At 67.5% G+C, this 24,908-nt stretch carries 25 protein-coding genes; 20 read left to right on the plus strand and 5 right to left on the minus strand.

The window, feature by feature from the left end; translation table 11 throughout:
* Positions 1-25 precede the first annotated feature (25 nt).
* From aptA to AC5P9F_RS00825, 6 genes are all read left to right on the plus strand, one after another.
* Positions 26-1,378, plus strand: a complete 1,353-nt coding sequence (gene aptA, locus AC5P9F_RS00800; RefSeq protein WP_005412783.1) for an omega-aminotransferase AptA — start codon at positions 26-28, stop codon at positions 1,376-1,378.
* A gap of 63 nt (positions 1,379-1,441) precedes the next feature.
* Entirely contained in the window at positions 1,442-2,320 is an 879-nt protein-coding gene (locus tag AC5P9F_RS00805; RefSeq protein ID WP_005408807.1) for a hypothetical protein, read from the plus strand.
* A 118-nt stretch (positions 2,321-2,438) separates the two neighbouring features.
* The gene (locus AC5P9F_RS00810; RefSeq protein WP_005412782.1) at positions 2,439-3,725 is read left to right on the plus strand and encodes a DUF445 domain-containing protein; all 1,287 of its coding nucleotides are present in this window, start codon (positions 2,439-2,441) and stop codon (positions 3,723-3,725) included.
* Between the two features lie 246 nt (positions 3,726-3,971).
* Complete coding sequence (locus AC5P9F_RS00815; RefSeq protein ID WP_005412781.1) at positions 3,972-4,286, plus strand: DUF3649 domain-containing protein; 315 nt, start codon at positions 3,972-3,974, stop codon at positions 4,284-4,286.
* A complete protein-coding gene (locus tag AC5P9F_RS00820; protein WP_005412780.1) occupies positions 4,283-5,920 on the plus strand; it encodes a PepSY-associated TM helix domain-containing protein in 1,638 nt (545 codons plus the stop codon). Before AC5P9F_RS00815 ends, AC5P9F_RS00820 begins: the two co-directional genes overlap by 4 nt.
* Complete coding sequence (locus AC5P9F_RS00825; RefSeq protein WP_043034395.1) at positions 5,917-6,246, plus strand: DUF3325 domain-containing protein; 330 nt, start codon at positions 5,917-5,919, stop codon at positions 6,244-6,246. The genes AC5P9F_RS00820 and AC5P9F_RS00825 overlap by 4 nt, the downstream gene beginning before the upstream one ends.
* 120 nt (positions 6,247-6,366) lie before the next feature.
* Here AC5P9F_RS00825 and rlmKL read toward each other — a convergent pair whose 3' ends face one another.
* Complete coding sequence (gene rlmKL, locus AC5P9F_RS00830; protein ID WP_005412778.1) at positions 6,367-8,505, minus strand: bifunctional 23S rRNA (guanine(2069)-N(7))-methyltransferase RlmK/23S rRNA (guanine(2445)-N(2))-methyltransferase RlmL; 2,139 nt, start codon at positions 8,503-8,505, stop codon at positions 6,367-6,369.
* A gap of 145 nt (positions 8,506-8,650) precedes the next feature.
* Entirely contained in the window at positions 8,651-9,178 is a 528-nt protein-coding gene (locus AC5P9F_RS00835; RefSeq protein ID WP_005412777.1) for an alpha/beta hydrolase, read from the minus strand.
* A 72-nt stretch (positions 9,179-9,250) separates the two neighbouring features.
* Between AC5P9F_RS00835 and AC5P9F_RS00840 the strand changes: the two genes are divergently transcribed.
* On the plus strand, positions 9,251-9,817 hold the full coding sequence (locus tag AC5P9F_RS00840; RefSeq protein WP_005412776.1) for an N-acetylmuramoyl-L-alanine amidase: 567 nt from the start codon (positions 9,251-9,253) through the stop codon (positions 9,815-9,817).
* Between the two features lie 270 nt (positions 9,818-10,087).
* Here the strand turns inward: AC5P9F_RS00840 and AC5P9F_RS00845 are convergent, their stop codons facing one another.
* From AC5P9F_RS00845 to AC5P9F_RS00855, 3 genes are all read right to left on the minus strand, one after another.
* Positions 10,088-10,990 (minus strand): sulfurtransferase, encoded by a 903-nt coding sequence (locus AC5P9F_RS00845; protein ID WP_076739118.1) that lies wholly within the window; start codon positions 10,988-10,990, stop codon positions 10,088-10,090.
* The gene (locus AC5P9F_RS00850; protein WP_049395294.1) at positions 10,987-11,790 is read right to left on the minus strand and encodes a CoA pyrophosphatase; all 804 of its coding nucleotides are present in this window, start codon (positions 11,788-11,790) and stop codon (positions 10,987-10,989) included. The genes AC5P9F_RS00845 and AC5P9F_RS00850 overlap by 4 nt, the downstream gene beginning before the upstream one ends.
* A 217-nt stretch (positions 11,791-12,007) precedes the next feature.
* Complete coding sequence (locus AC5P9F_RS00855) at positions 12,008-12,709, minus strand: FKBP-type peptidyl-prolyl cis-trans isomerase (RefSeq protein WP_005408797.1); 702 nt, start codon at positions 12,707-12,709, stop codon at positions 12,008-12,010.
* Positions 12,710-12,876: 167 nt separating this feature from the next.
* Here AC5P9F_RS00855 and AC5P9F_RS00860 point away from each other — a divergent pair, with 167 nt between their 5' ends.
* From AC5P9F_RS00860 to AC5P9F_RS00920, 13 genes are all read left to right on the plus strand, one after another.
* The gene (locus AC5P9F_RS00860) at positions 12,877-13,659 is read left to right on the plus strand and encodes an enoyl-CoA hydratase/isomerase family protein (RefSeq protein WP_012479639.1); all 783 of its coding nucleotides are present in this window, start codon (positions 12,877-12,879) and stop codon (positions 13,657-13,659) included.
* Between the two features lie 4 nt (positions 13,660-13,663).
* Positions 13,664-14,017 carry a hypothetical protein gene (locus AC5P9F_RS00865; protein ID WP_005408795.1) on the plus strand — a complete coding sequence of 118 codons (354 nt, stop codon included), beginning with the start codon at positions 13,664-13,666 and terminating at the stop codon, positions 14,015-14,017.
* Positions 14,017-14,706, plus strand: coding sequence for an endonuclease III (gene nth, locus AC5P9F_RS00870; RefSeq protein WP_005412772.1), 690 nt, complete (start codon positions 14,017-14,019; stop codon positions 14,704-14,706). Before AC5P9F_RS00865 ends, nth begins: the two co-directional genes overlap by 1 nt.
* A 196-nt stretch (positions 14,707-14,902) precedes the next feature.
* A complete protein-coding gene (locus AC5P9F_RS00875; protein WP_005408793.1) occupies positions 14,903-16,114 on the plus strand; it encodes an OprO/OprP family phosphate-selective porin in 1,212 nt (403 codons plus the stop codon).
* Positions 16,115-16,336: 222 nt separating this feature from the next.
* Entirely contained in the window at positions 16,337-17,353 is a 1,017-nt protein-coding gene (gene pstS, locus AC5P9F_RS00880; RefSeq protein WP_005408792.1) for a phosphate ABC transporter substrate-binding protein PstS, read from the plus strand.
* A 690-nt stretch (positions 17,354-18,043) separates the two neighbouring features.
* The gene (gene pstS / locus AC5P9F_RS00885) at positions 18,044-19,132 is read left to right on the plus strand and encodes a phosphate ABC transporter substrate-binding protein PstS (RefSeq protein WP_005408791.1); all 1,089 of its coding nucleotides are present in this window, start codon (positions 18,044-18,046) and stop codon (positions 19,130-19,132) included.
* An 82-nt stretch (positions 19,133-19,214) separates the two neighbouring features.
* Positions 19,215-20,183 carry a phosphate ABC transporter permease subunit PstC gene (pstC, locus tag AC5P9F_RS00890; RefSeq protein ID WP_005412771.1) on the plus strand — a complete coding sequence of 323 codons (969 nt, stop codon included), beginning with the start codon at positions 19,215-19,217 and terminating at the stop codon, positions 20,181-20,183.
* A complete protein-coding gene (pstA, locus tag AC5P9F_RS00895; RefSeq protein WP_005408789.1) occupies positions 20,183-21,046 on the plus strand; it encodes a phosphate ABC transporter permease PstA in 864 nt (287 codons plus the stop codon). The genes pstC and pstA overlap by 1 nt, the downstream gene beginning before the upstream one ends.
* 19 nt (positions 21,047-21,065) lie before the next feature.
* Positions 21,066-21,896, plus strand: coding sequence for a phosphate ABC transporter ATP-binding protein PstB (gene pstB / locus AC5P9F_RS00900; RefSeq protein WP_005408788.1), 831 nt, complete (start codon positions 21,066-21,068; stop codon positions 21,894-21,896).
* Positions 21,897-21,961: 65 nt separating this feature from the next.
* The gene (gene phoU / locus AC5P9F_RS00905) at positions 21,962-22,669 is read left to right on the plus strand and encodes a phosphate signaling complex protein PhoU (RefSeq protein WP_005408787.1); all 708 of its coding nucleotides are present in this window, start codon (positions 21,962-21,964) and stop codon (positions 22,667-22,669) included.
* A gap of 259 nt (positions 22,670-22,928) precedes the next feature.
* The gene (locus AC5P9F_RS00910; protein ID WP_005408786.1) at positions 22,929-23,285 is read left to right on the plus strand and encodes an HvfA family oxazolone/thioamide-modified RiPP metallophore; all 357 of its coding nucleotides are present in this window, start codon (positions 22,929-22,931) and stop codon (positions 23,283-23,285) included.
* Complete coding sequence (locus AC5P9F_RS00915) at positions 23,272-24,147, plus strand: HvfB family MNIO-type RiPP peptide maturase (protein WP_099474816.1); 876 nt, start codon at positions 23,272-23,274, stop codon at positions 24,145-24,147. Before AC5P9F_RS00910 ends, AC5P9F_RS00915 begins: the two co-directional genes overlap by 14 nt.
* Positions 24,140-24,895: an HvfC family RiPP maturation protein gene (locus AC5P9F_RS00920; protein WP_111193296.1), complete on the plus strand. Its 756-nt coding sequence runs from the start codon at positions 24,140-24,142 to the stop codon at positions 24,893-24,895. The genes AC5P9F_RS00915 and AC5P9F_RS00920 overlap by 8 nt, the downstream gene beginning before the upstream one ends.
* The last annotated feature ends 13 nt before the right edge of the window (positions 24,896-24,908 follow it).

Consider the following 24,908-nt stretch of genomic DNA (forward strand, 5'->3'; position numbering starts at 1 on the left):
CCCCATCGGACCCGATGGAGCTGGCATGAAGCGTTCCGCGAGCGACCTGCACGATCTGGCTACCCAACGCCCGGAGTCATTGGAGGCGTACTGGATGCCGTTCACCGCCAACCGCCAGTTCAAGGCCGCGCCGCGTGTGCTGGTGCGTGCCGAGGGCATGCACTACGAGGATGTCGACGGTCGCCAGATCCTCGATGGCACCGCCGGCCTCTGGTGCTGCAACGCGGGCCATGCCCGCCCACGCATCGTCGAGGCCATCGTCGAGCAGGCACGCACGCTCGACTACTCGCCGGCCTTCCAGATGGGCTCACCGCCGGCCTTCGCGCTGGCGCAGCGACTGGCCGCATTGGCGCCGACGCCACTGAACCATGTGTTCTTCACCAGCTCCGGCTCGGAGGCGGTGGATACCGCGATGAAGATCGTGCTGGCCTACCACCGCCAGCGTGGCGAGGGCCAGCGCACGCGCTTCATCAGCCGCGAGAAGGCCTACCACGGCGTGGGCTTCGGCGGCATGGCGCTGGGCGGCTTGCCCAACAACCGCAGGGCGTTCGGCCTGCAGCTGGGCGGCGTGGACTACCTGCGCCACACCCTGGACCTGCAGCGCAATGCGTTCAGCAAAGGCCTGCCGCGCCAGGGCGCCGAGCTGGCCGATGACCTGGAACGACTGATCGCACTGCATGACGCCTCAACCATCGCGGCGGTCTTCGTCGAACCCATTGCCGGTTCCGCCGGGGTAATTCTGCCGGCGCCGGGCTACCTGCAGCGCCTGCGCGAGCTGTGCGACCACCACGGCATCCTGCTGGTGTTCGATGAGGTCATCACCGGTTTCGGCAGGGTCGGCATGCCATTCGCCGCACAGCGCTTCGGGGTCACCCCCGACCTGCTGACCTTCGCCAAGGCAGTCAGCAACGGCGCAGTGCCGCTGGGCGGCGTGCTGGCCAGCGACGCCGTGCATGCAACCCTGATGCAGGCACCGCCACAGGCCATCGAGCTGTTCCATGGCTATACCTATTCGGGGCATCCGCTGGCCTGCGCGGCCGCACTGGCCACGCTGGAGGTCTACGCCGAGGAGCGCCTTTTCGAGCGCGCCATCGAGCTGGGCGAGTACTGGCAGGAACGGCTGCATGCGCTGCAGGGCCTCCCCAACGTGATCGACATCCGCAACTTCGGCCTGGTCGGCGCGGTCGAGCTGGCGCCTCGCCGCGATGCGCCGGGCAGCCGGGGCTACGAGGTCTATCGGCGCTGCTTCCACGACGGCGGGCTGCTGGTGCGCTGTACCGGTGACATCATCGCGCTGTCGCCCCCGCTGATCGTGGACAAGGCGCAGATCGACCAGATCACCGGCACGCTGGGCGAGATGATCCGGGCCACTGCCTGAGCCCTGGCCGGCGGCGGCGAGCGGGTACAATGGGCGGTTCCGCTCCTGCTCGCTGCCGTGCCCATGGATATCGTCGTCAAAGAAGAACTCAAGGCCTATATCGACCCGCTGACTGCGGACGAACATGACGCGCTGGAGCGCAGCATCCTGGCCGAGGGCTGTCGTGACGCGCTGGTCCTGTGGGGCAACGTACTGGTCGACGGCCACAACCGCTTCGGCATCTGCCAGAAGCATGGCCTGCCCTTCAACACCGTACAGAACACCCGCTTCCAGAGCATGGAAGACGTGCACCTGTGGATGATCGAGCAGCACCTGGGCCGTCGCAGCGTGTCCGACTTCCAGCGCGGCGTGCTGGCGCTGCGCAAGCGCGACATCCTGGCCGCCCGCAAGCAGATCGAGCAGGCGCAGCTGCAGCGCGAGAGCGATGGCACTGCCGACGCCACCGATGAGGCCGGTGAAGACAGCCCGCCGTGGGAACCGGCGCCGAAGATCAGCCGCGCCGAGCTGGCCCGCGAAGCCAAGCTGAGCACCAGCCAGGTTGGCATGATCGAGCGCATCCACGCCCAGGCCGCGGCCGAGGTGGTGGAAGCGGTCAAGGCCGGCGTGATCTCGATCAGCGCCGCCGCCGCCGTAGCTGACCTGCCGGAAGAAGAGCAGCGCGCCGCCGCCGCCGGTGGCAAGGACGAGCTGAAGCAGGCCGCCAAGCGCGTGCGCGAGTCCAAGCGCAAGCCGCGTGCGCCGAAGCCGGAAGCAGCCGAGATGGATTTCGAGGAGGCAAATGAGGACGAGATCGCCAGCCGCGATGCCGAGGTGCTGTCGGCGCTGGAGCAGCTGGGCGAGGACGCACCGGCGCTGCGCCGTCGGGTGGTCGCGCTGACCCGCGAGAACGACACCCTGCGCGCGCAACTGGCCGCGCTGCGCAAGCAACTGGAAGCGCTCTGAACCAAGGGGTAGTGCCGGCCGCTGGCCGGCAACGCCATGAACGTATCGGGTGCGTTGAGGATGCCGGCCAGCGGCCGGCACTACCAGATGCTCATGCCGTGCCGGTTAGACTTCCGGCATGACGTCTGCCAACGATCCGCGCCGCGCTCAGCTGCGGCGCCTGAAAGCCCTCGCGCTGGGCCTGCTGCTGTTGATGCTGGCCGGTTTCGCGGTCAGCCACTGGCAGGGCGAGCGCGGCATCTGGGCCTGGGTTTCGGCGTTCTGCGAGGCCGCAGCCGTGGGCGCACTGGCCGATTGGTTCGCCGTGGTCGCGCTGTTCCGGCGGCCGATGGGCCTGCCGATCCCGCACACCGCGATCATCCCGCGCAGCAAGGAACGCATCGGCGACAGCCTTGCGCTGTTCGTGCGCGACCAGTTCCTGGAGCCGGGCGTGCTGCTGGCCAAGCTGCAGGTGTTCGATCCGGCCAGCCGCCTCGGCAGCTGGCTGGCCGACCCGGCACGCTCGCGCATGCTGGCCGACATGGCCCGCGGCTGGGCGCTGCAGGCACTGGATTTCTTCGACGAAACCGCCGTGCGCCGGCAGCTGCACGGCTTCGTTGTGCAGCAGTTGCGGCAGTGGAATGCCGCTGCCACTGCCGGTGAACTGCTGGCCCTGCTGACCGCCGATGGTCGCCACCAGCGCGTGCTGGACGAAGGCCTGCAGCGGCTGGGCCGCTGGCTCGAGCAGCCCGAGGTGAAAGAACGCGCCTCGCAGCTGATCGTGCGTTATATCCAGCGCGAATGGCCGACGCTGTCGAGCACGGTGAACTGGGTCAAGCCGATTGACGAGATCGGCGACAGCCTGGCCGAGCGCCTGGCCCGCGCGGTACTGGAAGAGCTGCAGCAGGTACTGGCCGAGCCGCAGCATCCGCTGCGCCAGGACTACGAGAGCTGGCTGCAGAATTACGTGCAGCGCCTGCGCGAGGACCCGGCCCTGGCCGAGCGCATCGAACAGCTCAAGCAGGAAATGATCGACCATCCGGCCCTGCAGGACTACGTGCAGGGGTTGTGGGCGCGCATCCACGCCAGCCTGCGCGGGGACCTGCAGCGCGAGGACTCGGCGCTGGTCGGCCACCTGCAGCGCAGCCTGGGTTCGCTCGGTGCCAGCCTGCAGGCCGACCCGGCGCTGCGCGAGGCCCTCAACCAGCACCTGCTGGAAGGCGCGCAACGCCTGACCGGCCGCCTGCGCGAAGGCGTGACCACGCATATCGCGCAGACCGTGAAGGGCTGGGACGAGCGCCATCTGGTGGAACAGCTGGAACTGAGCGTGGGCCGCGACCTGCAGTTCATCCGCTTCAACGGCACCCTGGTGGGTGGCCTGATCGGCCTGCTGCTGCATGCGGCGACAGTGGTGCTCAGGTTCTAGGCCTCAACGCGCCCCTCGGGTCATCACGCTTGATTCATAAAATGCGAATGCCTATCATTTACTGATCGGTTGTACGCTTAGCCAATCGGGTGCGGAAGACGCACCCATCGCCCGTGTACATCCCCGACCTCTGGACTGCCCGTCTGCGCGGGCCGTGCTTTGTCGATGGGACACGCTGGGCGACATGCGCAGGGCGCAAGGGGGCCGCGGACGCGTTCCATTCCCTCTCCTACCTGCAGGAATGCCGTGGACCGCTCGCCCGCAACCGCCAGCCCCCGCACCTTCTTTTCCAACCCGCGCTGGGGCGTGCTGTCACGCTCGTTGGCCGCGATCTTCGGCGGTTACGCACTGGCCTCGATGACCAGCGTGTTCTGCGCCGTGGCCCTGCCCGGCGCACGTGGCCAGACCGTGCTGACCGGCATGCTGCTGGCCATCCTGGTCGCCGCCTGTGCGGCACTGTGGGCATTCGCCACCCGCAGCGCGCTGCGCGCCTGGGTCGGCATCCTCGCGCCCGCGCTGCTGATGGCCGCCATTGCGCGCCTGATGGGGGCCTGGGCATGAAGAACGGATTCCGCCAGTCGATGGCCTGGCTGCACACCTGGACCGGGCTGCTGGTTGGCTGGTTGCTGCTGCTGATCTTCATGGCTGGCACGGCCAGCTACTACCGCGAGGAAATCAGCCGCTGGATGCGTCCGGAACTGCCGTCCAGCAACGTCAGCATCGACGTCGCCGCACAGCGCGCGGTGGACTACCTGCAGGCCAACGCCGCGCAGGCCGAAAACTGGTTCGTCACACTGCCGCAGCCGCGCAACCCGGCCATGCAGATGTTCTGGCGGTTGCCGCCGGAACTGGCCGATCCCAGCCGTGGCCGCCGCGGTGGCTTCGGCGACGCCACGCTGGACCCCAACACCGGCCAGGCATTGAAGGCGCGCGAGACCCGCGGCGGCGACTTCTTCTACCGCCTGCACTTCGACCTGCACTACATCCCGGTGCTGTGGGCACGCTATCTGGTCGGCTTCTGCGCGATGTTCATGCTGGTGGCGATCATCACCGGCGTCATCACCCACAAGAAAATCTTCAAGGACTTCTTCACGTTCCGCAAGGACAAGGGCCTGCGTTCCTGGCTTGATTTCCACAACGTCAGCGCGGTGATGGCCCTGCCCTACCACGCGATGATCACCTACACCGGCATTGTGACGTTGATGATCATGTACCTGCCGTGGGGGGTGAAGGTGGCCTACCCGCAGGACGAGGACGCGTTCGTCTTCGAGGCCTTCGGCGGCCTCCCGGAAGTGACCGCGCCCGCCGAGGGCCACGCCACGCCGTTGCCGATCGCACAACTGCTGGACAGCGCGCGCGCGCATTGGCACGGCGTGGAGGTGGCCGGTTTCACCGTGTCCAATCCGGGCGCGGCCAATGCGGTGATCGACATCCGCCAGCGCGACGGCAAGCGCCTGTCCATCGACACCCCGGCCGTGCGTTACGACATGGTCAGCGGTGCTCTGCTTGAGGAAACGCCGCCTTCCGGCGGTGCCACCGCCACCCGCGGCGTGCTGTACGGCCTGCACCTGGCGCGTTTTGCCGACTGGGGCCTGCGTGCACTGTTCTTCCTGTCCGGCCTGGTCGGCTGCCTGATGGTGGCCAGCGGCGTGGTGCTGTGGGCGGTGAAGGAACGGCCTAGGCACGCCAAGAGTGGCCGCACCGGCTTCGGCCTGCGCCTGGTCGATGCGCTGAACATCGGCACCGTGGCCGGCCTGCCGATCGCCTTCGCCGCCTACTTCTGGGGCAACCGCCTGCTGCCGCTGGACATCGCCGAGCGCTCGAGTGCGGAGGCCAACGTGTTCTTCTACGCCTGGGCCGGCGCGCTGCTGGCCGCCTTCATCTGGCCGAAGCGGATGATGTGGGCGTGGCAGCTCTACCTGGGCGCGGCCGCGTTCGCACTGGTACCGGTGGTCAATGCGCTGACCACGCATGCGCACCTGGGCAACACCCTGCGCAACGGCGACTGGGTATTGGCTGGCTTCGATCTGTCGATGATCGCGTTCGGCGCGATGCTGGCGCTGTGCGGTTGGCGCATGCAGCGCTGGACGCCACCGCTGAGTGCGGCCGAGAAGAAGAAGCGTGCGGCCGCTGCGGCTGCGCCGAAGGCATCGGTGAACACTGCAGACGCGGCCGAAGCGGAGGCCAGCGCATGATGCTGCTGGCGCTGACCCTGTCGTTCTCTGCGTTTACTGCGCTGTCGCTGGCGATGGAAAAGCACCAGCACGATCTGCACGGCAAGGCTGCAGCCCCCCCGGCACGGCGCACGCAGTGGCGGGTACTGGGCTGGGTACTGCTGGCGGTAGCGTTCGCACTGTGCGTGGCCGACCACGGCTGGGCGATTGGCCCGGTGCTGTGGCTGGGAACGATGACACTGGGCGGTCTGGCGCTGTCGTTCGGGTTGCATCCGTACCAGCCGAAGTGGATCGTGCCACTGGCGATCGCGCTGCCGGTGTTGGGGCTGGTGGTGGCGTTGCTGTAGCCGGGCCACCGGGGTCGGATCCCTTTCGCGAAGCGCAAGGGCTCTGACCCCTGGTACGTAGATCCAGATGGGGTCAGAGCCCCTGCGCTTCGCGCAGGGGATCCGACCCCAGACGTCGCGTTACCCCAACCGCTTCAGCTCCCACGCGCGATGGATGCGCGCGTTGCGTTCGAAGTCCGGGCCGATGGTGCGCGCGGTGATCTCGCGGCACTGGGCAAATTCGGCAATGGCGTTTTCTTCCAGCTTGAAGCGGCGGAAGTTGTTCGAGAAGTACAGCACGCCCCCCGGGGCCAGCCGCGCCACCGCCGCACGCAGCAGCTTCAGCTGTTCGCGCTGCACGTCGAAGTCATCGGCGCGTGCGGAGTTGGAGAAGGTCGGCGGGTCACAGAAGATCACGTCGTACTGGCCACGGTCACCTTCCAGCCAGGCCATCGCATCGGCCTGCACCAGAAGGTGCTGGTTGCCGCCCTGCCCGTTCAACGCCAGGTTGTCGTAGCACCACTGCAGGTAAGTGGCCGACAGGTCGACGCTGGTGGTGCTGGCGGCACCAGCCACGGCGGCCTGCACGCTGGCCACGCCGGTGTAGCAGAACAGGTTGAGGAAACGCTTGCCACGCACCTGCTCGGCCATCATCCGGCGCAGCGGGCGATGGTCGAGGAACAGGCCGGTATCGAGGTAGTCGAACAGGTTCACCTGCAGCAGTGCGTTGTTCTCGCGCACCACGATGAACTCATCTCGCTGCTCGAAGCGGCCGTACTTGCTGCCGCCCTTGCCGCGCTCGCGCGACTTCATCGAGACCTGCTCCGGCGGCACGCCGAATACTTCGCGCGCGGCAGCCAGCAGTTCGTTGCGGCGGCGGCGCACGTCGTTCTCCGGGATCGCGGCCGGTGCGGCGTATTCCTGCACGTGCAGGAAGGTACGGCGCTTGCCACCGTCTTCCTCGTAGACGTCGATGGCGGCCGCGTATTCCGGCAGGTCGGCGTCATAGGCACGGAAGCAGGTGATGTGCTCGCGGGTGCGCCAGCTCTTGAACTTCTTCAGGTTCTTGCGCAGGCGGTTGGCCACCATCTGCGCACCTTCGCTCAGCTCGCGCGGTTGTGCCGGATCACGGCCCGGCACGGCAATCGGATCGCAGACGATCAGCGCGCATTCCAGCGCACCATTGAACATCTGGTACTTCTTGCTGGCGCGCAAGCCGGTGGCGAAGGCCAGCTCGTCGTTGCCGCACAGCAGGCTGGCACGCCACTGCGGCACCGCCTTCTGCAGGGCGTTGCCCAGTGCGCGGTACAGCGCCGGATCGGCGGCCAGGCGCTCGTCGTACGGCGGGTTGCAGACCACCGCACCGATCTCCTGCTCCGGCGCGGCCAGGTCGGCCACATCGGCACGGGTGAAGCGGATCGCATGAGCGACGCCCGCGACCTCGGCATTCTCGCGTGCCGCCTGGATCGCGGTCGGATCGATGTCGCTGCCGTGGATGACCGGCTTCAGCGCGGCCAGGCCAGCGGCCTCGCGATCGCGCGCTTCGCTCTGGATAGTCTTCCAGGCCGCCTTGTCGAAGCCCAGCCAGCGGCTCGGCGGCAGGCTGCCATGGCGCATCAGTCCGGGAGCGACGTCGGCGGCCATCAGCGCGCCTTCGATCAGCAGCGTGCCACTGCCGCACATCGGGTCCAGCAGGCCGCCACCGGCGGCGTGCAGGCGCGGCCACTGCGCGCGCAGCAGCAGCGCGGCTGCCAGGTTCTCCTTCAGCGGTGCCTCGTGGGCAGCACCGCGCCAGCCACGGCGGTGCAGCGGGCCACCGCCGAGGTCGATCGACAACGAAGCGCGGCCCTTGCGCAGCGACAGGTTGACGCGCACATCGGGCAGATCGGTGTTGACCGAAGGGCGCTCCAGGCCTTCATCGCGCATGCGGTCGACGATGGCGTCCTTGATCCGCTGCGCGGCGAAGCGGGCATGGGTGATCTTGTCGCCGGACACGTGTGCGTCCACCGCCAGGGTCATCTCCGGCTTGATGTGCTCGTGCCACGGCAGCGCACGCACGCCGTCATACAGGGCCTGCTCGTCCGGGCACTCGAACTCGTCGATCGGCCACAGCACGCGGCTGGCCAGGCGCGACCACATCACGATCCGCAGCGCCTGCTCCAGTTCGCCCTCGGCGTTGACGCCGGCAATGGTGGCAGTGGCCTTGCCAAGGCCCAGGGCCGACAGTTCATCGGCAAGCAGGTATTCCAGGCCCTTGGCGCAGGAGACGAAGAATTTCACGGGATCGGTTCGCAGGTGGTCGGGCGCGGCACAGGGGCCGGGCCGGTCGGAAAGGAGGGCCGTAGGCACGGCCGGCAGGCCCGCGCCAGGGGCGGCGGGGCTGCCATTGTAGTCAATGCGGGCGGGCGCGCCGTGCGCCCGGGCTTCACAGTTGCCGCAACAGGCGCTCGAAGGCCTGCGCGGAGGCCTCCACGTGGCGTTCCAGGCGGTGGCCGTCGTCGACCAGCAGCAGCTGCGCCGAACGCGCCTGCGCCCAGGCGATGACCCCGGCGGCCGGGACCACATCGTCATGCCAGGCCTGCACCACGGTGATCGGCACGGCGGCGGCATCCAGCACCGGCATCGGGCCCATGGTGGTCGGCGGCACCATCAGGAACAGGCCGGCCACCGGCACCTGCAGCGAGGCGATGGCGGAGATGTAGGCGCCCAGGCTGGAGCCGGCCAGCACCACCGGGCCCTGCCGGGCGGCGATGGCGGTGCGTTCAACCAGGCGGCGCAGGCGGGTCGGCACGTCGCCCACCCGGCTGACCTCGCTCATCGCGTCCAGGTCGGTGTAGTCCGGGCGCTCATGGGTCCAGCCCAGGCGCTGTGCCACGTCGGCCAGCGCGGTGACCTTGGTCGCCTCCGGGCCGCTCTCGAAGCCGTGGGACAGGATGCAGTGGCCGCGGCTCATGCGCGCGCTCCGTGGGCGCGGGCCAACCAGGAAAGAGAAGGCAGGTTCATGCCGCAATGCTAGCATCGCCGGATGCCCAACCCGCTCCTGCCCGGCCTGCAGCTGCAGCCCCTGCCCTACGAAGACCGCCTGCCACTGCGCGACCCGGCCACGCTGGAGATGGTGGTGATCCACTGCACCGAGCTGCCCGACCTGGCGATGGCCCGCGAGTACGGCGAGCGTGTGCTGTACGACAGTGGTGCCGGCAACAGCGGGCATTTCTACATCGACCGCGATGGCAGCGTGGTGCAGTACGTGGCACCGGAACGGGTGGCCCACCACGTGCGCGGCATGAACGCGCATACGCTGGGTATCGAACTGGTCAATACCGGGCGCTACCCGCACTGGTTCGACAGCCGTCACCAGGCGATGGACGAGGCCTACACCGAGGCGCAGCTGGAAGCGCTGGAGCAGCTGCTGTTGGCGCTGGTGGCACGCTATCCGTCGCTGCAGCGGATTGCCGGGCATGACCAGCTTGATCGGGAGCAGGTGCCGGCCAGCGATGATCCGACGCTGATGGTGGCGCGCAAGCGTGATCCGGGGCCGTTGTTCCCGTGGGCGCGGGTGCTGGCGAAGGTGCCACTGCAGCCGGTTGGGTAAGCGGCAGGGCTGCGCCCTGCACCCGCAGAAGCAACGTCAACGTCAACGTCAAGAGCTGGCATTCCGGGGGATGGCGGGGTGGGTCCGGTTGCGGGGGACGCCGTAAACCCGTCCATGGGGGCTTGGCCGCGGCATCCATGCCGCGGACACCCCCGCAACCGGACCCACCCCGCCTTCGACAGATTTATGCCGCTGTTGGTGGGTGCCGACCTTGGTCGGCACGGGGTCAGAGCCGTTTTCCGTTGGAAAACGGATCCGACCCCGCGCTTCTCAGGCGCCGGTCGCCACCGGGCGGCTGCTGTCGCTCACCCAACCGCTCCAGGAGTCGGCGTAGATGCGTGCGCCGCTCAGGCCTGCGCTTTCCATCGCCAGCAGCAGGTGGCAGGCGGTCACGCCGGAGCCGCACATCAGCACCACCTGCTGCGGATCACGGTTGCCGATCACACCCTGCAGTTCGACGCGTAGTTCCTGTGCATCGCGCAGCCGGCCGTCGGCGACGTTCAACGCAAACGGACGGTTGACCGCGCCGGGTACGTGGCCGGCGACCGGGTCCAGCGGCTCGACTTCGCCGCGGAAGCGTTCGCCCGCGCGTGCGTCGACCAGCCAGCCCGGCGCGTGCTTCAGGCGTGCGCTGATCTCCTCGGCATTGGCGATCCGGGTGGTGTCGAAACGGCCAGGGTAAGCCGGCAGCGTGGTCACCTCGTCCGGCCCCGTCGCCAAAGGTTGCCCTGCGGCCTGCCACGCGGCGATACCACCATCGAGCACGGCCACCTTGCTGTGCCCGATCAGGCGCAGCAGCCACCACAGGCGCGAGGCGGCCATGCTGCCGTCGCTGCCGTCGTAGACCACCACCTGCGTGTCGGGGCCGATGCCCCACTGCCCGAGCTTCGCGGCGAAGGCATCGCTGTCCGGCAGCGGATGGCGACCATGGCCGACGCGCGACAGATCGGACAGGTCACGATTCAGATCGGCATACACCGCACCCGGGATATGACCTGCCAGGTACTGGCCGCTACCCGCCTGCGGATCGGCCAGCGAGGAACGCGCATCAACCACGCGCACCGCGGTGCTGGCGGTGGCGCGTGCGTCGACCACGCGGATGCCCTCGCCCAACGCGGCAGCCAGGGTGGCGACATCGACCAGGGTGGTCCACGGCGGATCGATCGGGTTCATTGCACTTGCTCCAGGCGGCGACGCAGGTTGTAGAGAATGGCCGCGGTGGCACCCCAGATGCGCTGGCCGGGCCAGCTGTACTCAAGGACGTGACGGATGCGGCCGCGATGGTTGATTTCGACCTGGCGCAGGTTGTCCGCCGCCATCAGGTAGTCCAGCGGCACCTCGAACACCTCGGCCACTTCGCTGGGCTGCGGCACCGGCACGAAGTCCGGATCGACCACCGCCACCACCGGGGTGACCCGATAGCCGGTGATCGTCACGAAGGGATCGAGATAGCCCAGCGCCTGCACCTGGCCCGGAGCCAAGGCGATTTCTTCCTGGCTCTCGCGCAATGCTGCCGCCAGTGCGTCGCGGTCGTCGGGCTCGGTGCGGCCGCCGGGGAATCCGACCTGGCCACCGTGCGTGCGCAGGGTTTCGGTGCGACGGGTGAGGATCACCTGCGCGCCACTGGCGCGCGGCACGATTCCCGCGAGCACGGCCGCTTCCACCGGAGGCCCGGGCGGCAGCAGATCGATCAGTTCGCTGCGGTTCCAGCCATCGCCGGCCGGCGGATCGGCCAACGGATGCAGCGCGCGCATCAAACGTTCGTGGTCGGCCAGCGAGCCGCGCAGTGATTGCTGGAGCTGCGCCCGCAACGGCTGCACGCGATGCAGGATGCGACTGCGTTCGTCGTTGCTCATCGACGGCCACCGTGCGATTTCATCGATATGACGTCCGCAGCCGGTGCACCGCCGGTGCGGATCCAGCGTGCACACTCCGATGCAGGGACTTGCGACAACACGCGCCGTTTCTTCCATTGTTTGCACCCGGCAACAGTAGCGCGAACGGGCTGAATTTGCGCGGGTCGGCCGGTCGGACGGTAGAGTCGACTGTCAGTCGACTCGCGCGCGCAGCGCGGGCGTTTCCCCGATGTGACCCAAGAGCAGTCGACTGACAGTCGACTCTACCGTCAGGCACTGCGCAAACAAAAACGCGCCGGTGGGATCACCGGCGCGTTTGGTTTACTGCTTCGATTTACTTGACGCTGACCAGCTTGATCTCGAACTGCACAGCCACGTTCGGCGGGAACGGGGTGCGCGGGTCCGCACCGTAGGCCTGGTCCGGCGGCAGGGTGACTTCCCACTTCGAGCCGGCCGGCATCTGCAGCAGGGTCTCGCGCATGGCCTTCATTTCGACTTCGCTGACCTTGATCGACGGGATCTGCTGGGCCGGGCGGGCTTCGGTCGGGCGCTGGCCGTACGGGAACGGACCGGCCACTTCCAGCTGCACGGTGCTGGCCTGGGTCGGCTTGGCACCCTTGCCGGCTTCGATCACGCGGTACTGGACGCCGCTCGGCAGCGACTGCACGCCGGCCTTGGCCTTGTTCGCCGCGATGAACTGATCGCTCTTGGTCTTGTTTTCGGCAGCAGCCTTCTCGTACTCGGCCTTGGCAGCCTGGGCACGGCCCTGCTCGCGCTTCTGGAACGCTTCAACGGCCGGCTTCAGCTGCTCGGCGGTGATCGCCGGCTGCTTCTTGGCGTAGGCATCCTGCAGGCCCTTCACCACCGAGTTGATGTCCAGCTGCTCACCACGACCGGTCAGCTCCGCCAGGTTGTTGCCGTAGTCGTAACCGAAGTAGTAGCTCAGCTTGCCCTTTTCGGACGAGACGTCCTGGGCGAAGGCATTGCCCGTCAGGGCCAGGGCCGCGACGGCGACCGCGATAGAACGCAACTTCATCAAACAGTTCTCCAGGGGTGGTAACTCAGGGACGTTCTGCGCCGCCCTGAGGCGACGGGTTAGGATAACGGGCGCAACGTGTAACCGCTACTCACGATGCAGGCTATGACCCGTCTGCGTTCGCGGAGTTCAATATCACTTTTTTTTAACGTTCCAGGAGTTTCCCCGTGGCCGATGCCCTGATCGCTGTCACCGACGACGGCGCCATCCGCACCGTGACCGTCCAGCGCCCGGACAAGCTCAACGCCCTGAACGCCGCGACCCTGCAGGCCCTGGCCGAGGCCTTCAGCGCCGCCGCCGCAGACCCGGAGATCCGCGTGGTGGTGCTGACCGGTGCCGGCCCGAAGGCGTTCGTGGCTGGCGCTGACATCGCCGAGATGAACACACTCAGCGCGGTTCAGGGACGTGATTTCTCGCTGCTGGGCCAGGCCCTGATGCGCCAGATCGAGCGCATGCCCAAACCGGTCATCGCCCGCGTCAACGGTTTTGCCCTGGGCGGCGGCCTGGAACTGGCCATGGCCTGCCACCTGCGCATTGCCGCCGATACCGCCAAAGTCGGCCAACCGGAAATCAATCTCGGGCTGATTCCCGGCTTCGGCGGCAGCCAGCGCCTGCTGCGCCTGTGCGGCCGCGCCGCCACCCTGGAGCTATGCCTGCTGGGTGCACCGATCAATGCCGCGCGTGCGCTGGAACTGGGGATCGTCAACGAGGTGGTACCGGCCGACGCGCTGGACAACCGCGTGCAGGACATCGCCCGGCAGCTGGCACGCTCGGCGCCGCTGGCCCTGCGCGGCCTGCTCGATGCGGTGCACGTGGGCGGCGAATGCAGCCTGGAAGCCGGGCTGGAATACGAAAGCGCACAGTTCGGCCTGCTGTTCGCCACCGAGGACATGCGCGAGGGAACCAGCGCCTTCCTGCAGCGCCGCCCGCCGGCCTTCCAGAACCGCTGACGCCATGGCATCCCGACCCAACCCCGCGCAGCTGTTTGCCCGGGTCCAGGCAGACGATCTCGACGGCGCCCTGCAGGCCGGGCTGATGGACTATGTCGCCCGCGCCGACGACGCGCAGTTGCTGCCCGGCCACCCGGAACTCCCGCAGCGGTTGCAGCAGGCCCAGCAGCAGCTTCAGGCCGCCTGGGCGGCACGCGAACGCTACCGCGCCCGTGCGGTGCGACTGGCCCGCCGCGAAGCCGAACGCGACGCGCGGCGCACGCCCGCCCCGGCGCCGGACGTGAAGCCCGCCCTGCCCGCCGCGGCCGCCGCCATCCTCGCCCGGGCCAAGGCCCGCGCCAGCGGCAAGGAGCAGTAATGGCCACCACGAAGAAAACCGCACGCGCCCCGGCGCGGCGTGGCGGCACGATGCCGCGCGCCGACGTGGTGGAAATGTTCACCCGCCTGCGCGAACTCAACCCGCACCCGAAGACCGAACTGGAGTACAGCTCGCCGTTCGAGCTGCTGGTGGCGGTGGCGCTGTCGGCGCAGGCCACCGACGTCGGCGTCAACAAGGCCACGCGCCGCCTGTTCCCGGTGGCCAACACGCCGGCGAAGATCCTCGCGCTTGGCGAAGAAGGACTGAAGCAGTACATCGCCACCATCGGCCTGTTCAACGCCAAGGCGAAGAACGTGATCGCCACCTGCGCGATCCTGCTGGAAAAGCATGGCGGTGAAGTGCCGCGTGATCGCGATGCGCTGGAAGCACTGCCGGGCGTGGGCCGCAAGACCGCCAACGTGGTGCTCAACACCGCGTTCGGCGAGCCGGTGATGGCGGTGGACACGCATATCTTCCGCGTCTCCAACCGCACCGGCCTGGCCCCGGGGAAGAACGTGCGCGAAGTGGAAGACAAGCTGGTGACGGTGATCCCCGCCGAATTCCTGCTCGACGCGCATCACTGGCTGATCCTGCACGGACGTTATGTGTGCAAGGCGCGCAAGCCGGATTGCCCGGGATGCGTGATCGCCGACCTGTGCCGGTTCAAGGACAAGACCCCGGCCGAGTGACGGCCGCATCCATGCAGGGCGTGGATCGACTGCAACCAAGGCGCAATCCGGGCGTCATACGCAAGCGGGTTCAATGGCAGGCCCTGCCGTGACGGGGCCTGCGGTGGATGTCTGCCGCGCGTGAACTGTCACATTTACGCAATCTTTACCTTCTAGCCTGCGCGCATCTTCCCACCTGCCTGCAAGGCTCCTCTCCATGAAACTGCATCACCAACTCCTGACGGTGGCCGTGGCTGCTGCGCTGTATGTGCCGGCTGCACACGCCGAAGTCGCCATCGACGTGATCGGCGGTTCGGAAATCACCTTCGAAGGCCTGGTCCAGGCCGATGGCAACTGGTTCCACAACGATGTGGTCGACCTCAACGGTGGCGACGCCGGCAACGGCAAGAACAGCGAATTCGAACTGCGTCGCGCCGAGCTGGTGCTGAAGGGCAAGGGCCCGGGCAACGTGGAGTGGGTGGTCGGCTATGACGCCAAGGCCGACAAGTTCCTCGACACCAACGTGAAGTACAAGCTGCTGGGCAACGCCAACCACTTCCTGCAGCTGGGCCAGTTCAAGCAGCCCAACAGCCTGGAAGAACTGTCCAGCACCAAGAACAACGATTTCATTTCCAAGGCAGCGGTCACCAACACCTATGCCATCGCCCGCCGCCTGGGCGGCGCGTACAGCTACGGCCAGGACAACTGGTCGGTGACTGCCAGCGCCTTCGGCCGCGAGCTGACCCGCAACCTGGCCCACGGCAGCGGCTACGGCGCGCGTGGCACCTGGGCCCCGATCAATGAAAAGGGCCAGGTCCTGCACTTCGGCCTGAGCTACGTCAACTACGACACCGACGCCGACACCCTGCGCGTGCGTGCACGTCCGAATGCCGACCTCGCCACTGCCCGCCTGGTCGACAGTGGCAACCTGACCGACACCGACCGCGTCAGCACCATCGGTGCAGAAGCGATGTACTTCCAGGGCCCGTTCAAGGCCCAGGCCGAGTACTACACCAGCAAGGCCAAGCGCTACGACCACGACAACTACACCAGCGACGGCTATTACATCAGCGGCGTGTGGAACGTCACCGGCGAGACCTGGAGCTACAAGGGCGGCACCCCGGGCACCGGCCTGCCGAACAACCCGGCCGGCGGCCAGTGGCAGCTGGGCGTGCGCTACGACCACATGGACCTCAATGACGGCAACCTCGCCGCCAACCCGGTTGCCGGTCGCCCGCCGATCGTCGATGGCGTGCTGGGTGGCAAGATGGACATCTGGACCGTGGGCGCCAACTGGTACCTGCGTTCCAACTTCAAGCTGATGCTCAACTACGTGATGGTCGACAGCAAGAAGTACAGCTCCACGGCGCGCGGTTTCGTCAACGACGATCCCAACATCCTGGAAGCCCGCGCGCAGTTCTTCTGGTAAGTCCAGCCCCCTGCGTTGACCCGCGAAGGCACGGCCCCGGCCGTGCCTTCGTCGTTGCATCGGTAGCCGCGCTGCCCTGCCGGCGCAGCGGACGTGACATCGCTCATGACGCGTGTCACGCCCGCGTCATATGACAGACGCGGGGGTGTCACGCAACCGTTATGGAATGTGCACCGAAACGTCGGGCAACCGCCCTTCGACCACCACCCCAGGAGTCTCCCCGTGATCCACGCCTTCAAGTCGCGCGCCGCTGTCGCCATCCTGGCCGCATCGTCCGTGTTCGCCGCCAACGCCGCCGATATCACCGGCGCGGGCGCATCGTTCATCTACCCGGTCATGTCCAAGTGGTCGGCCGACTACAGCACCGCAACCGGCAACAAGGTCAACTACCAGTCCATCGGTTCCGGCGGCGGCATTGCCCAGATCAAGGCCAAGACCGTTGATTTCGGCTCCTCCGACGCGCCGCTGAAGCCGGAAGACCTGGCTGCTGCGGGCCTGGCGCAGTTCCCGTCGGTGATCGGCGGCGTGGTGCCGGTGGTCAACGTGGCCGGCATCGCGCCGGGCGCGCTGAAGCTGGACGGCGCGGTGCTGGCCAACATCTTCCTGGGCAAGATCAAGACCTGGAACGACCCGGCCATCGCCGCGCTGAACCCGGGCGTGACCCTGCCCAACGCCAAGGTCACCGTGGTGCATCGTTCGGACGGCTCGGGCACCACCTTCAACTTCGTCAATTACCTGTCCAAGGTCAGCCCGGAGTGGAAGAGCTCGGTCGGTGAAGGTACCTCGGTGCAGTGGCCCGCCGGCATCGGCGGCAAGGGCAACGAAGGTGTTGCCGCCTATGTGAAGCAGATCAAGGGCGGCATCGGCTATGTCGAACTGTCCTACGCGCTGCAGAACAAGCTCTCCTACACCGCGATGAAGAATGCCGCCGGCAAGTTCGTGCAGCCGAGCGACACCTCGTTCGCAGCCGCTGCCGCCAGCGCCGACTGGGCCAACGCCCGCGACTTCTACCTGGTGATGACCAACGCGCCGGGCGCCGAGTCCTGGCCGATCACCGCCACCAACTTCATCCTGGTGCAGAAGACGCCCAAGAATGCTGCCAATGGCAAGGCGACCCAGGAGTTCTTCCGCTGGGTCTACAAGAATGGCGACGCCCAGGCCCGCCAGCTGGACTACGTGCCGCTGCCGGACAGCCTGGTCCGCCAGATCGAGACCTACTGGTCGCAGAACCTGAAGTAAGCAAGCGCGTTCCCCCGCAGGAACGGGGGCGGCGGGTCCTCTCTCCCCCGCCGCTCCCACCCGGGCGCGAGATCCTCGAGATCTCGCGCTCTTCTTGTTTTTGGGGGATGGGTCGTGAAGAGCGCTGCGCTTCCAATCTACTGCCCGGAGTCGGCGCAGGGCCCAGCCCGGGACACGCCGTAAACCCCGCTCCGCGGTCCGGCCCAGCCGCTGGCGGCTGTGCGTTCGGGCGCTTGCGAGGCAGTGCCTCGCAGGCAAACCGCCCTCACCCTTGGGGGCTCGATCGCGCCATCCATGGCGGGAACGGTCCCGGGCTGGGCCCTGCACCGACTCTGGACAGTTCATCGGGGGCGCGGTGGGGTCATGGAAGGCAGGAGCAAAGGCAGGAGCGTCTGTAGAGACGAGCCCACGCTCGGCTGGGTGCTGGAGCGTGCGGACCAACGGTCCGCACCTACCGAGAACAGGGAGCAGTCGAGCATGGCTCAACTCTACAAGGGCCAACCGACCGTCATATCGGTGCGCAGATCGGGGGTTTCCGGGCACCTGCCGGATCGGCGCCAATCCTGTGAAACCCTTGTCAGAACGTGATCCAGGACACCCCTGTCATGGTCGTAATACGGCTGTAACAAAAACATCATTTCATAGCCGCATCCGCCGACCACGTCGGCTCTTCCCCGCTATGGAGTGACCATGAAACTGCACTCGGCCGGCCTCGCCGCCCTTTCCCTGGCCATCGCCCTGGGCCTGTCGGCCTGCGGTGGCGACAAGCAGGCCGCGCAGCAGCCGGCTGCCGACGGCGCCGCCGCCCCGGCCGCTGCCGGTGCCAAGGTGACCGCCGAAGTGTCCGGCGCGGGCGCGTCCTTCATCTTCCCGCTGGTCTCCAAGTGGTCGGCTGACTACAACACCAGCACCGGCGCCAAGATCAACTACCAGTCGATCGGCTCCGGCGGCGGTATTGCCCAGATCAAGGCCGGCACCGTCGACTTCGGTTCCTCCGACAAGCCGCTGAGCAGCGAAGAGCTGGCCCAGGCCGGCCTGGCGCAGTTCCCGTCCGCCATCGGCGGCGTGGTGCCGGTGGTCAACATCGAAGGCCTGGAAGCCGGCAAGCTGCGCCTGAGCGGCGCCCTGCTGGCCGACATCTTCCTGGGCAAGGTCAAGACCTGGAACGACCCGGCCATCGTCGCCGCCAACCCGGGCGTGAAGCTGCCGGACGGCAAGATCACCCTGGTCCACCGTTCGGACGGTTCGGGCACCACCTTCAACTTCTCCAACTACCTGTCCAAGGTCAGCCCGGAGTGGAAGAGCAAGGTCGGCGAAGGCACCTCGGTGCAGTGGCCGGACGGCGTCGGTGGCAAGGGCAATGAAGGCGTCGCTTCCTACGTGAAGCAGATCAAGGGCTCGATCGGCTACGTCGAACTGGCTTACGCGCTGCAGAACGGCATGCCGTACACCGCCATGCAGAACGCGGCCGGCAACTGGGTCGAGCCGAGCGCGGAAACCTTCGCCGCCGCGGCCGCCAGCGCCGACTGGGCCAGCGCCAAGGACTTCAACCTGGTCATCACCAACGCTCCGGGCGAGCAGGCGTGGCCGATCACCGCCACCAACTTCATGCTGATGCAGAAGAAGCCGAAGGACGCCAAGCGCAACCAGGACACCCTGGCCTTCTTCAAGTGGGCCTTCGAAAACGGCCAGGCGCAGGCCAACGAGCTGCACTACGTGCCGCTGCCGGCCGAACTGGTCAAGCAGATCGAGGCCTACTGGGCGACCGACCTGAAGTGATGGACACGACGGTGCCCGCCCCACGCGGGCACCGTTTCTTCCACGCCGTGCCGCCCCGCCCCTTCCTGGCCCTGCCGTCCCCATGAATGCCATCGCCCAGCCTGTAGCCGCCCCGTCCACGCGTGATGCGCGTGATGCCCGCAACGACAAACTGTTCCGATGGGTGCTGGTCGGCACCGTCATCTTCGTCCTGATCGCCCTGGCCTGCGCCGCGCTGTCGATGCTGTGGGGCGGCCGCCATGCCCTGCAGATGCAGGGCCTGAGCTTCTTCTTCTCCGCCGACTGGAATCCGGTCGAAAACAAGTTCGGTGCGCTCGCCCCGATCTACGGCACCCTGGTCACCGCCGTCATCGCGATGGTCATCGCCGTGCCGGTCAGCTTCGGCATCGCCTTCTTCCTCACCGAAGTCGCGCCGCGCTGGCTGCGTGGCCCGGTCGGTACCGCCATCGAACTGCTGGCCGGCATTCCCTCGATCATCTACGGCATGTGGGGCCTGTTCGTGCTGGTGCCGGTGATGACCGAGTACGTCACCCCGTTCCTCAACGAGACCCTGGGCGAATGGCCGATCATCGGCCCGATGTTCCAGGGCCCGCCGCTGGGCATCGGCATGCTCACCGCCGGTTTCGTGCTGGCCATCATGGTCATTCCGTTCATCTCCTCGGTGATGCGCGAAGTGTTCCTGACCGTGCCGACCCGCCTGAAGGAGTCGGCGTACGCGCTGGGCTCCACCAAGTGGGAAGTGAGCTGGGACATCGTCCTGCCCTACACCCGCTCGGCAGTGATCGGCGGCATCTTCCTCGGCCTCGGCCGCGCCCTGGGCGAGACGATGGCGGTGGCCTTCGTGATCGGCAACAGCGTGCGCCTGTCGCCGTCGCTGCTGGAGCCGGGCACCACCATCGCCGCGCTGATCGCCAACGATTTCGGCGAAGCCACTGAAACCTACCGTTCGGCCCTGCTGCTGCTCGGCTTCGTCCTCTTCATCGTCACCTTCGTGGTGCTGGCCATCGCCCGCCTGATGCTGATGCGCCTGTCCCGCAAGGAGGGCAACTGATGTCCACCACCGCTGATTCGTTGTACCTGCGCCGCCGCATCGGCAACGTCGTTGCGATCACCGCCTCCTGCGCCACCGCGCTGTTCGGCCTGTTCTTCCTGGGCTGGATCCTGTTCACCCTGGCCTCGAAAGGCCTGGCCGGCATCAACTGGGACCTGTTCACCAAGATGACGCCGCCGCCGATGCAGGACGGTGGCCTCGCCAACGCCTTCTTCGGCAGTGCCGTGATGTGTGCGCTGGCGATCGGCATCGGCACGCCGCTGGGCGTGCTGGCCGGTACCTGGCTGGCCGAGTACGGCAACGCCCGCAAGGCCGGCACCGTGGTCCGCTTCGTCAATGACATCCTGCTGTCGGCACCGTCGATCGTGCTGGGCCTGTTCGTCTACACCCTGTACGTGATGCAGACCGGCGGCAACTTCTCGGCGTTCGCCGGTGCCCTGTCGCTGGCCTTCATCGTGCTGCCGGTGGTGGTGCGCACCACCGACGAGATGCTGCGGCTGGTGCCCTCGCAGATGCGCGAAGCGGCCCTGTCGCTGGGCATCCCGCAGTGGAAGGTGATCGTGCAGGTGCTGTACCGCAGCGCGTCGGCCGGCATCATCACCGGCATCCTGCTGGCGCTGGCCCGCATCTCCGGCGAGACCGCTCCGCTGCTGTTCACCGCTTTCGGCAACCAGTACTGGAACAACAACATCTTCCAGCCGATGGCCTCGGTGCCGGTGGTGATGAACCAGTTCGCCGGCAGCCCGTATGAATCCTGGCAGGTGCTGGCCTGGGCCGGTGCCCTGGTGCTGACTGTCTTCGTGTTGCTGGTCAGCCTTGCCGCCCGCGGCATCCTGCTGCGCAACCGTATCTCCCATGACTGACCTTTCCGTGGACAACGCCATGAACGACCTTTCCAACGCCGTGCCGATGCAGCGCATCGCCGTGCCGTCCTCGCACGAGAGCCTGCACACGCCGTCGCCGGTGAAGCTGGCTGCACGTGGACTGGACTTCTACTACGACAAGTTCCACGCCCTGAAGGGCATCAACCTGGAGATTCCGGAAAAGCGCGTGACCGCGCTGATCGGTCCCTCCGGTTGCGGCAAGTCGACCCTGCTGCGCATCTTCAACCGCATCTACGCGCTGTACCCGAAGCTGGAAGCGCGCGGTGAAGTGCTGCTGGACGGCGAGAACATCCTGTCGCCGAAGTACCCGATGAACCGCCTGCGCAGCAAGGTCGGCATGGTGTTCCAGAAGCCGGTGCCGTTCCCGATGACCATCTTCGAGAACGTGGCCTACGGCATCCGCCACCACGAGAAACTGAGCAAGGCCGACATGGCCGACCGCGTCGAGCAGGCACTGCGCCAGGGCGCACTGTGGGACGAAGTGAAGGACAAGCTGGGGCAGAGCGCGCTGGGCCTGTCCGGTGGCCAGCAGCAGCGCCTGTGCATCGCCCGTGCCGTGGCGCTGCGCCCGTCGGTGCTGCTGCTGGACGAGCCGACCTCGGCGCTGGATCCGATCTCGACCAGCCGCATCGAGCAGCTGGTGGAGGAGCTCAAGCACGAGTACACCATCGTCATCGTCACCCACAACATGCAGCAGGCCGCGCGCGTTTCCGACTACACCGCCTTCATGTACCTGGGCGACCTGATCGAGCACGACCGCACCGAAGTGATCTTCTCGCAGCCGTCGCAGCGGCAGACCGAGGACTACATCACCGGTCGCTTCGGCTGATCGACGCTGATCCTTCGCCACATGTCCCAGCCAGGCACGGCCTGGCTCTACCCGGATTGCAGACCATGAACCTTCCCAACGACCACATCGTCAAGAGCTACGACGAAGAGCAGCAGCGCCTGGTGGCCGAGATCGTGCGCATGGGCGAGATGGCCGTCGCCCAGCTCGAAGCGTCGATGGACGTGATCGAGAAGCGCGACGAGAACGCCGCCCATCGCATCATCGCCAACGACGAAGCCATTGATGCGCTGGAGCAGCAGATCAGCCATGACGTGATGCGCCTGGCCCTGCGCGGCCCGATGGCGCGCGACCTGCGCGAGATCCTCGCCGGCCTGCGCATCCCGGCCGACATCGAGCGTATCGGCGACTACGCGGCCAACGTCGCCAAGCGTTCGATCGCGCTGGGCAAGGTGCCGCCGCTGCCGCAGATCCAGGGCCTGCGTGCGCTGGGCCGCCTGGCCGCGCAGCAGGTCCGTCGTGCCATTGCCGCCTACCGCGACAACGACGCCGACGCCGCACTGGAACTGCGCGAGGACGACGCTCGCCTGGACGCGCAGTACACCGCGCTGTTCCGCGAGCTGCTGACCTACATGATGGAAGACCCACGCAACATCACCCCGTGCACGCACCTGCTGTTCATGGCCAAGAACCTGGAGCGCGTGGGCGACCACGCCACCAACATCGCCGAGAACGTATGGTTCCTGGTGCACGGGGAGCAGCCGCTGCCGCCGCGCGAGAAGCGCGACGAGACCTCCAGCACCGGCCAGCCCTGACGCTGCACTGCAACACCGGAGTCGACTCCAAGGTGGCCGCTGTCCTGGTGACAGCGGCCTTCCTGTTTCTGGGCGTTCCACCCGCGTTGTGGGCGCCGGGCGTGCCCGGTGCGAACCTTCCGGATGCTTCTGTAACAAACCTCACGAAAATTTGAGTTCTTGGCGAGGATTCGTTGAGTAGGATCGCTGCACCATCGTTTCCACCGGCATCCCTGCCGGCCATCCGGGCACCCGCCCACACCACCCAGGAGCACGACCGATGAGCAGTTCCAACAAGACCCTGTCCCTGCTGACTGCTACCGCCCTGGCCGCCGGCCTGGGCATGACCGCCAGTGCCTCGGCCCTGAGCATGAGCGACCTCGCCCAGGGCTACCTGGTTGCCGGACAGGCAGCCAAGGCCAGTACCGACGCCAAGGCCGCCGACACCAAGATGGCCGCTGACGCGACCAAGCATGCCGAAGGCAAGTGTGGCGCCGACGGCAAGACCGCCGAAGGCAAGTGCGGCGCCGACAAGGGCAAGGCTGCCGGCGCTGCGGCAGGCGCCAAGGCCACGTCCGGCGACAAGAAGGCGGCCGAAGGCAAGTGTGGCGAAGGCAAGTGCGGTGGCAAGCACTGACGTCCGCGCCAGCGTCGTCAGCCCGCGGTCGCCGCTTCGTGCGGCGGCCGCCGGGTTGGGGCTGCGCAGGGCGCTGCTGCAGGAGCTGCGTGATGCACCGGCGGGCGACTTCGATTTCCTCGAATGCGCACCGGAGAACTGGATCCATGTCGGTGGTCCTGCCGGGGATGCACTGACCGAGCTGGCACAGCGCCATCCGCTGAGCTGCCACGGCCTGTCCCTGTCGCTGGGCGGCAGTGCGCCGCTGGATACCCGGCTGCTGGAACAGGTCGGCCAGTTCCTGGAAAAGCACCGCGTGCCGCTGTACAGCGAGCACCTGAGCTACTGCAGCGACGACGGCCACCTGTACGACCTGCTGCCGATTCCATTTACCGACGAAGCGGTGCGCCATACCGCCGCACGCATCGCCCGTGTGCAGGACCTGCTGGGTCGCCGCATCGCAGTGGAGAACGTGTCCTACTACTTGGCGCCGGAGCCGGCGATGGACGAGCTGGCCTTCACCAACGCCGTGCTCGCCGAGGCCGACTGCGACCTGCTGCTGGACGTCAACAACGTCTACGTCAACGCCTGCAACCACGGCTACGACGCCGACACCTTCATTGCCGGGCTGCCCGCAGATCGCATCGTCTGCCTGCACGTGGCCGGGCACCTGGACGAGGCACCGGACCTGAAGATCGATACCCATGGCAGTGCGGTGATCGACCCGGTCTGGGCGCTGCTGGCACGCACCTATGCGCGCATCGGCCCGCGCCCCACCCTGCTTGAGCGCGATTTCAACTTCCCGCCCTACGCCGAACTGCAGGGCGAGCTGCAGACCATCCGGCGCCTGCAGGCGACGCACGCCAGGGGCGCACATGGCTGATGCTCCCGACACGCTGCGCGCGCAGCAGCACGCATTCACTGCCCATCTGCGTGATCCACAGGGCGTGCCGCCACCGGCCGGGCTGGAATCACGCCGGGTCGCGGTATACCAACGACTGCTTTTCAACAACCTGCTCGGCCTGTTGAGCAACGGCTTCCCGGTCTGCGTGCGCCTGCTCGGCGAACCGGCCTGGAGCGGACTGGTGCGCCATTACTTCGCGACCCATCGCTGCCAGACACCGCTGTTCACCGAACTGGCCGCCGAATTCGTGCAGTGGCTGCAGGCGCAGCCACAGCTGCCGCATCCGGCGTTGGCCGAACTGGCCCACTACGAGTGGGTGGAAACCGCGCTGTACCAGCTGGATGCCGAACCGCTGCCGGCGCAGGACGACACCGACCCGCTGCGGGTGCCGCTGCAGCGCTCGCCGCTGGCATGGCCGCTGCTGTACCAGTGGCCGGTGCACCGGCTCGGTGCCGAGGACGCACCGACCGAGCCGCCGGCCGAGCCGACTGGCCTTCTGGTCCGCCGCGATGCCGACGGCGAGGTGCGATTCGCCACGCTCAGCCCTCTGGCGGTGTTCCTGCTGTCCAGCATCGGCGAACAGCCCGGCCTTGATGGTCAGGCCTACCTGCAGCGTCTGGCCGCCGCGCACGGCCTGGCCGAGGACGCGCTGGCCGGACCCGGCGCCGCGCTGCTGCGGCAGTTCCTGCAGGCCGGCGTGATCGGCCCGCTCACAGCCCCTCCCTGACACACCTCATTCG

The organism is Stenotrophomonas sp. YJH_SMC_4 (assembly GCF_059371575.1).

Excerpts from the sequence above, each read along its gene's own strand:
- AC5P9F_RS00850 (WP_049395294.1), bottom strand. The coding sequence starts at position 11,790 with ATGGAAGAAACGGCGCGTGTTGTCGCAAGTCCCTGCATCGGAGTGTGC.
- AC5P9F_RS00910 (WP_005408786.1), top strand. The coding sequence starts at position 22,929 with ATGAGCAGTTCCAACAAGACCCTGTCCCTGCTGACTGCTACCGCCCTG.
- AC5P9F_RS00875 (WP_005408793.1), top strand. The coding sequence starts at position 14,903 with ATGAAACTGCATCACCAACTCCTGACGGTGGCCGTGGCTGCTGCGCTG.
- AC5P9F_RS00810 (WP_005412782.1), top strand. The coding sequence starts at position 2,439 with ATGACGTCTGCCAACGATCCGCGCCGCGCTCAGCTGCGGCGCCTGAAA.
- aptA (WP_005412783.1), top strand. The coding sequence starts at position 26 with ATGAAGCGTTCCGCGAGCGACCTGCACGATCTGGCTACCCAACGCCCG.
- pstA (WP_005408789.1), top strand. The coding sequence starts at position 20,183 with ATGTCCACCACCGCTGATTCGTTGTACCTGCGCCGCCGCATCGGCAAC.
- pstC (WP_005412771.1), top strand. The coding sequence starts at position 19,215 with ATGAATGCCATCGCCCAGCCTGTAGCCGCCCCGTCCACGCGTGATGCG.
- AC5P9F_RS00835 (WP_005412777.1), bottom strand. The coding sequence starts at position 9,178 with ATGAGCCGCGGCCACTGCATCCTGTCCCACGGCTTCGAGAGCGGCCCG.
- AC5P9F_RS00825 (WP_043034395.1), top strand. The coding sequence starts at position 5,917 with ATGATGCTGCTGGCGCTGACCCTGTCGTTCTCTGCGTTTACTGCGCTG.
- AC5P9F_RS00840 (WP_005412776.1), top strand. The coding sequence starts at position 9,251 with ATGCCCAACCCGCTCCTGCCCGGCCTGCAGCTGCAGCCCCTGCCCTAC.
- pstB (WP_005408788.1), top strand. The coding sequence starts at position 21,066 with ATGAACGACCTTTCCAACGCCGTGCCGATGCAGCGCATCGCCGTGCCG.
- phoU (WP_005408787.1), top strand. The coding sequence starts at position 21,962 with ATGAACCTTCCCAACGACCACATCGTCAAGAGCTACGACGAAGAGCAG.
- AC5P9F_RS00855 (WP_005408797.1), bottom strand. The coding sequence starts at position 12,709 with ATGAAGTTGCGTTCTATCGCGGTCGCCGTCGCGGCCCTGGCCCTGACG.
- AC5P9F_RS00920 (WP_111193296.1), top strand. The coding sequence starts at position 24,140 with ATGGCTGATGCTCCCGACACGCTGCGCGCGCAGCAGCACGCATTCACT.
- AC5P9F_RS00805 (WP_005408807.1), top strand. The coding sequence starts at position 1,442 with ATGGATATCGTCGTCAAAGAAGAACTCAAGGCCTATATCGACCCGCTG.
- AC5P9F_RS00865 (WP_005408795.1), top strand. The coding sequence starts at position 13,664 with ATGGCATCCCGACCCAACCCCGCGCAGCTGTTTGCCCGGGTCCAGGCA.
- nth (WP_005412772.1), top strand. The coding sequence starts at position 14,017 with ATGGCCACCACGAAGAAAACCGCACGCGCCCCGGCGCGGCGTGGCGGC.
- AC5P9F_RS00845 (WP_076739118.1), bottom strand. The coding sequence starts at position 10,990 with ATGAACCCGATCGATCCGCCGTGGACCACCCTGGTCGATGTCGCCACC.
- pstS (WP_005408791.1), top strand. The coding sequence starts at position 18,044 with ATGAAACTGCACTCGGCCGGCCTCGCCGCCCTTTCCCTGGCCATCGCC.
- AC5P9F_RS00820 (WP_005412780.1), top strand. The coding sequence starts at position 4,283 with ATGAAGAACGGATTCCGCCAGTCGATGGCCTGGCTGCACACCTGGACC.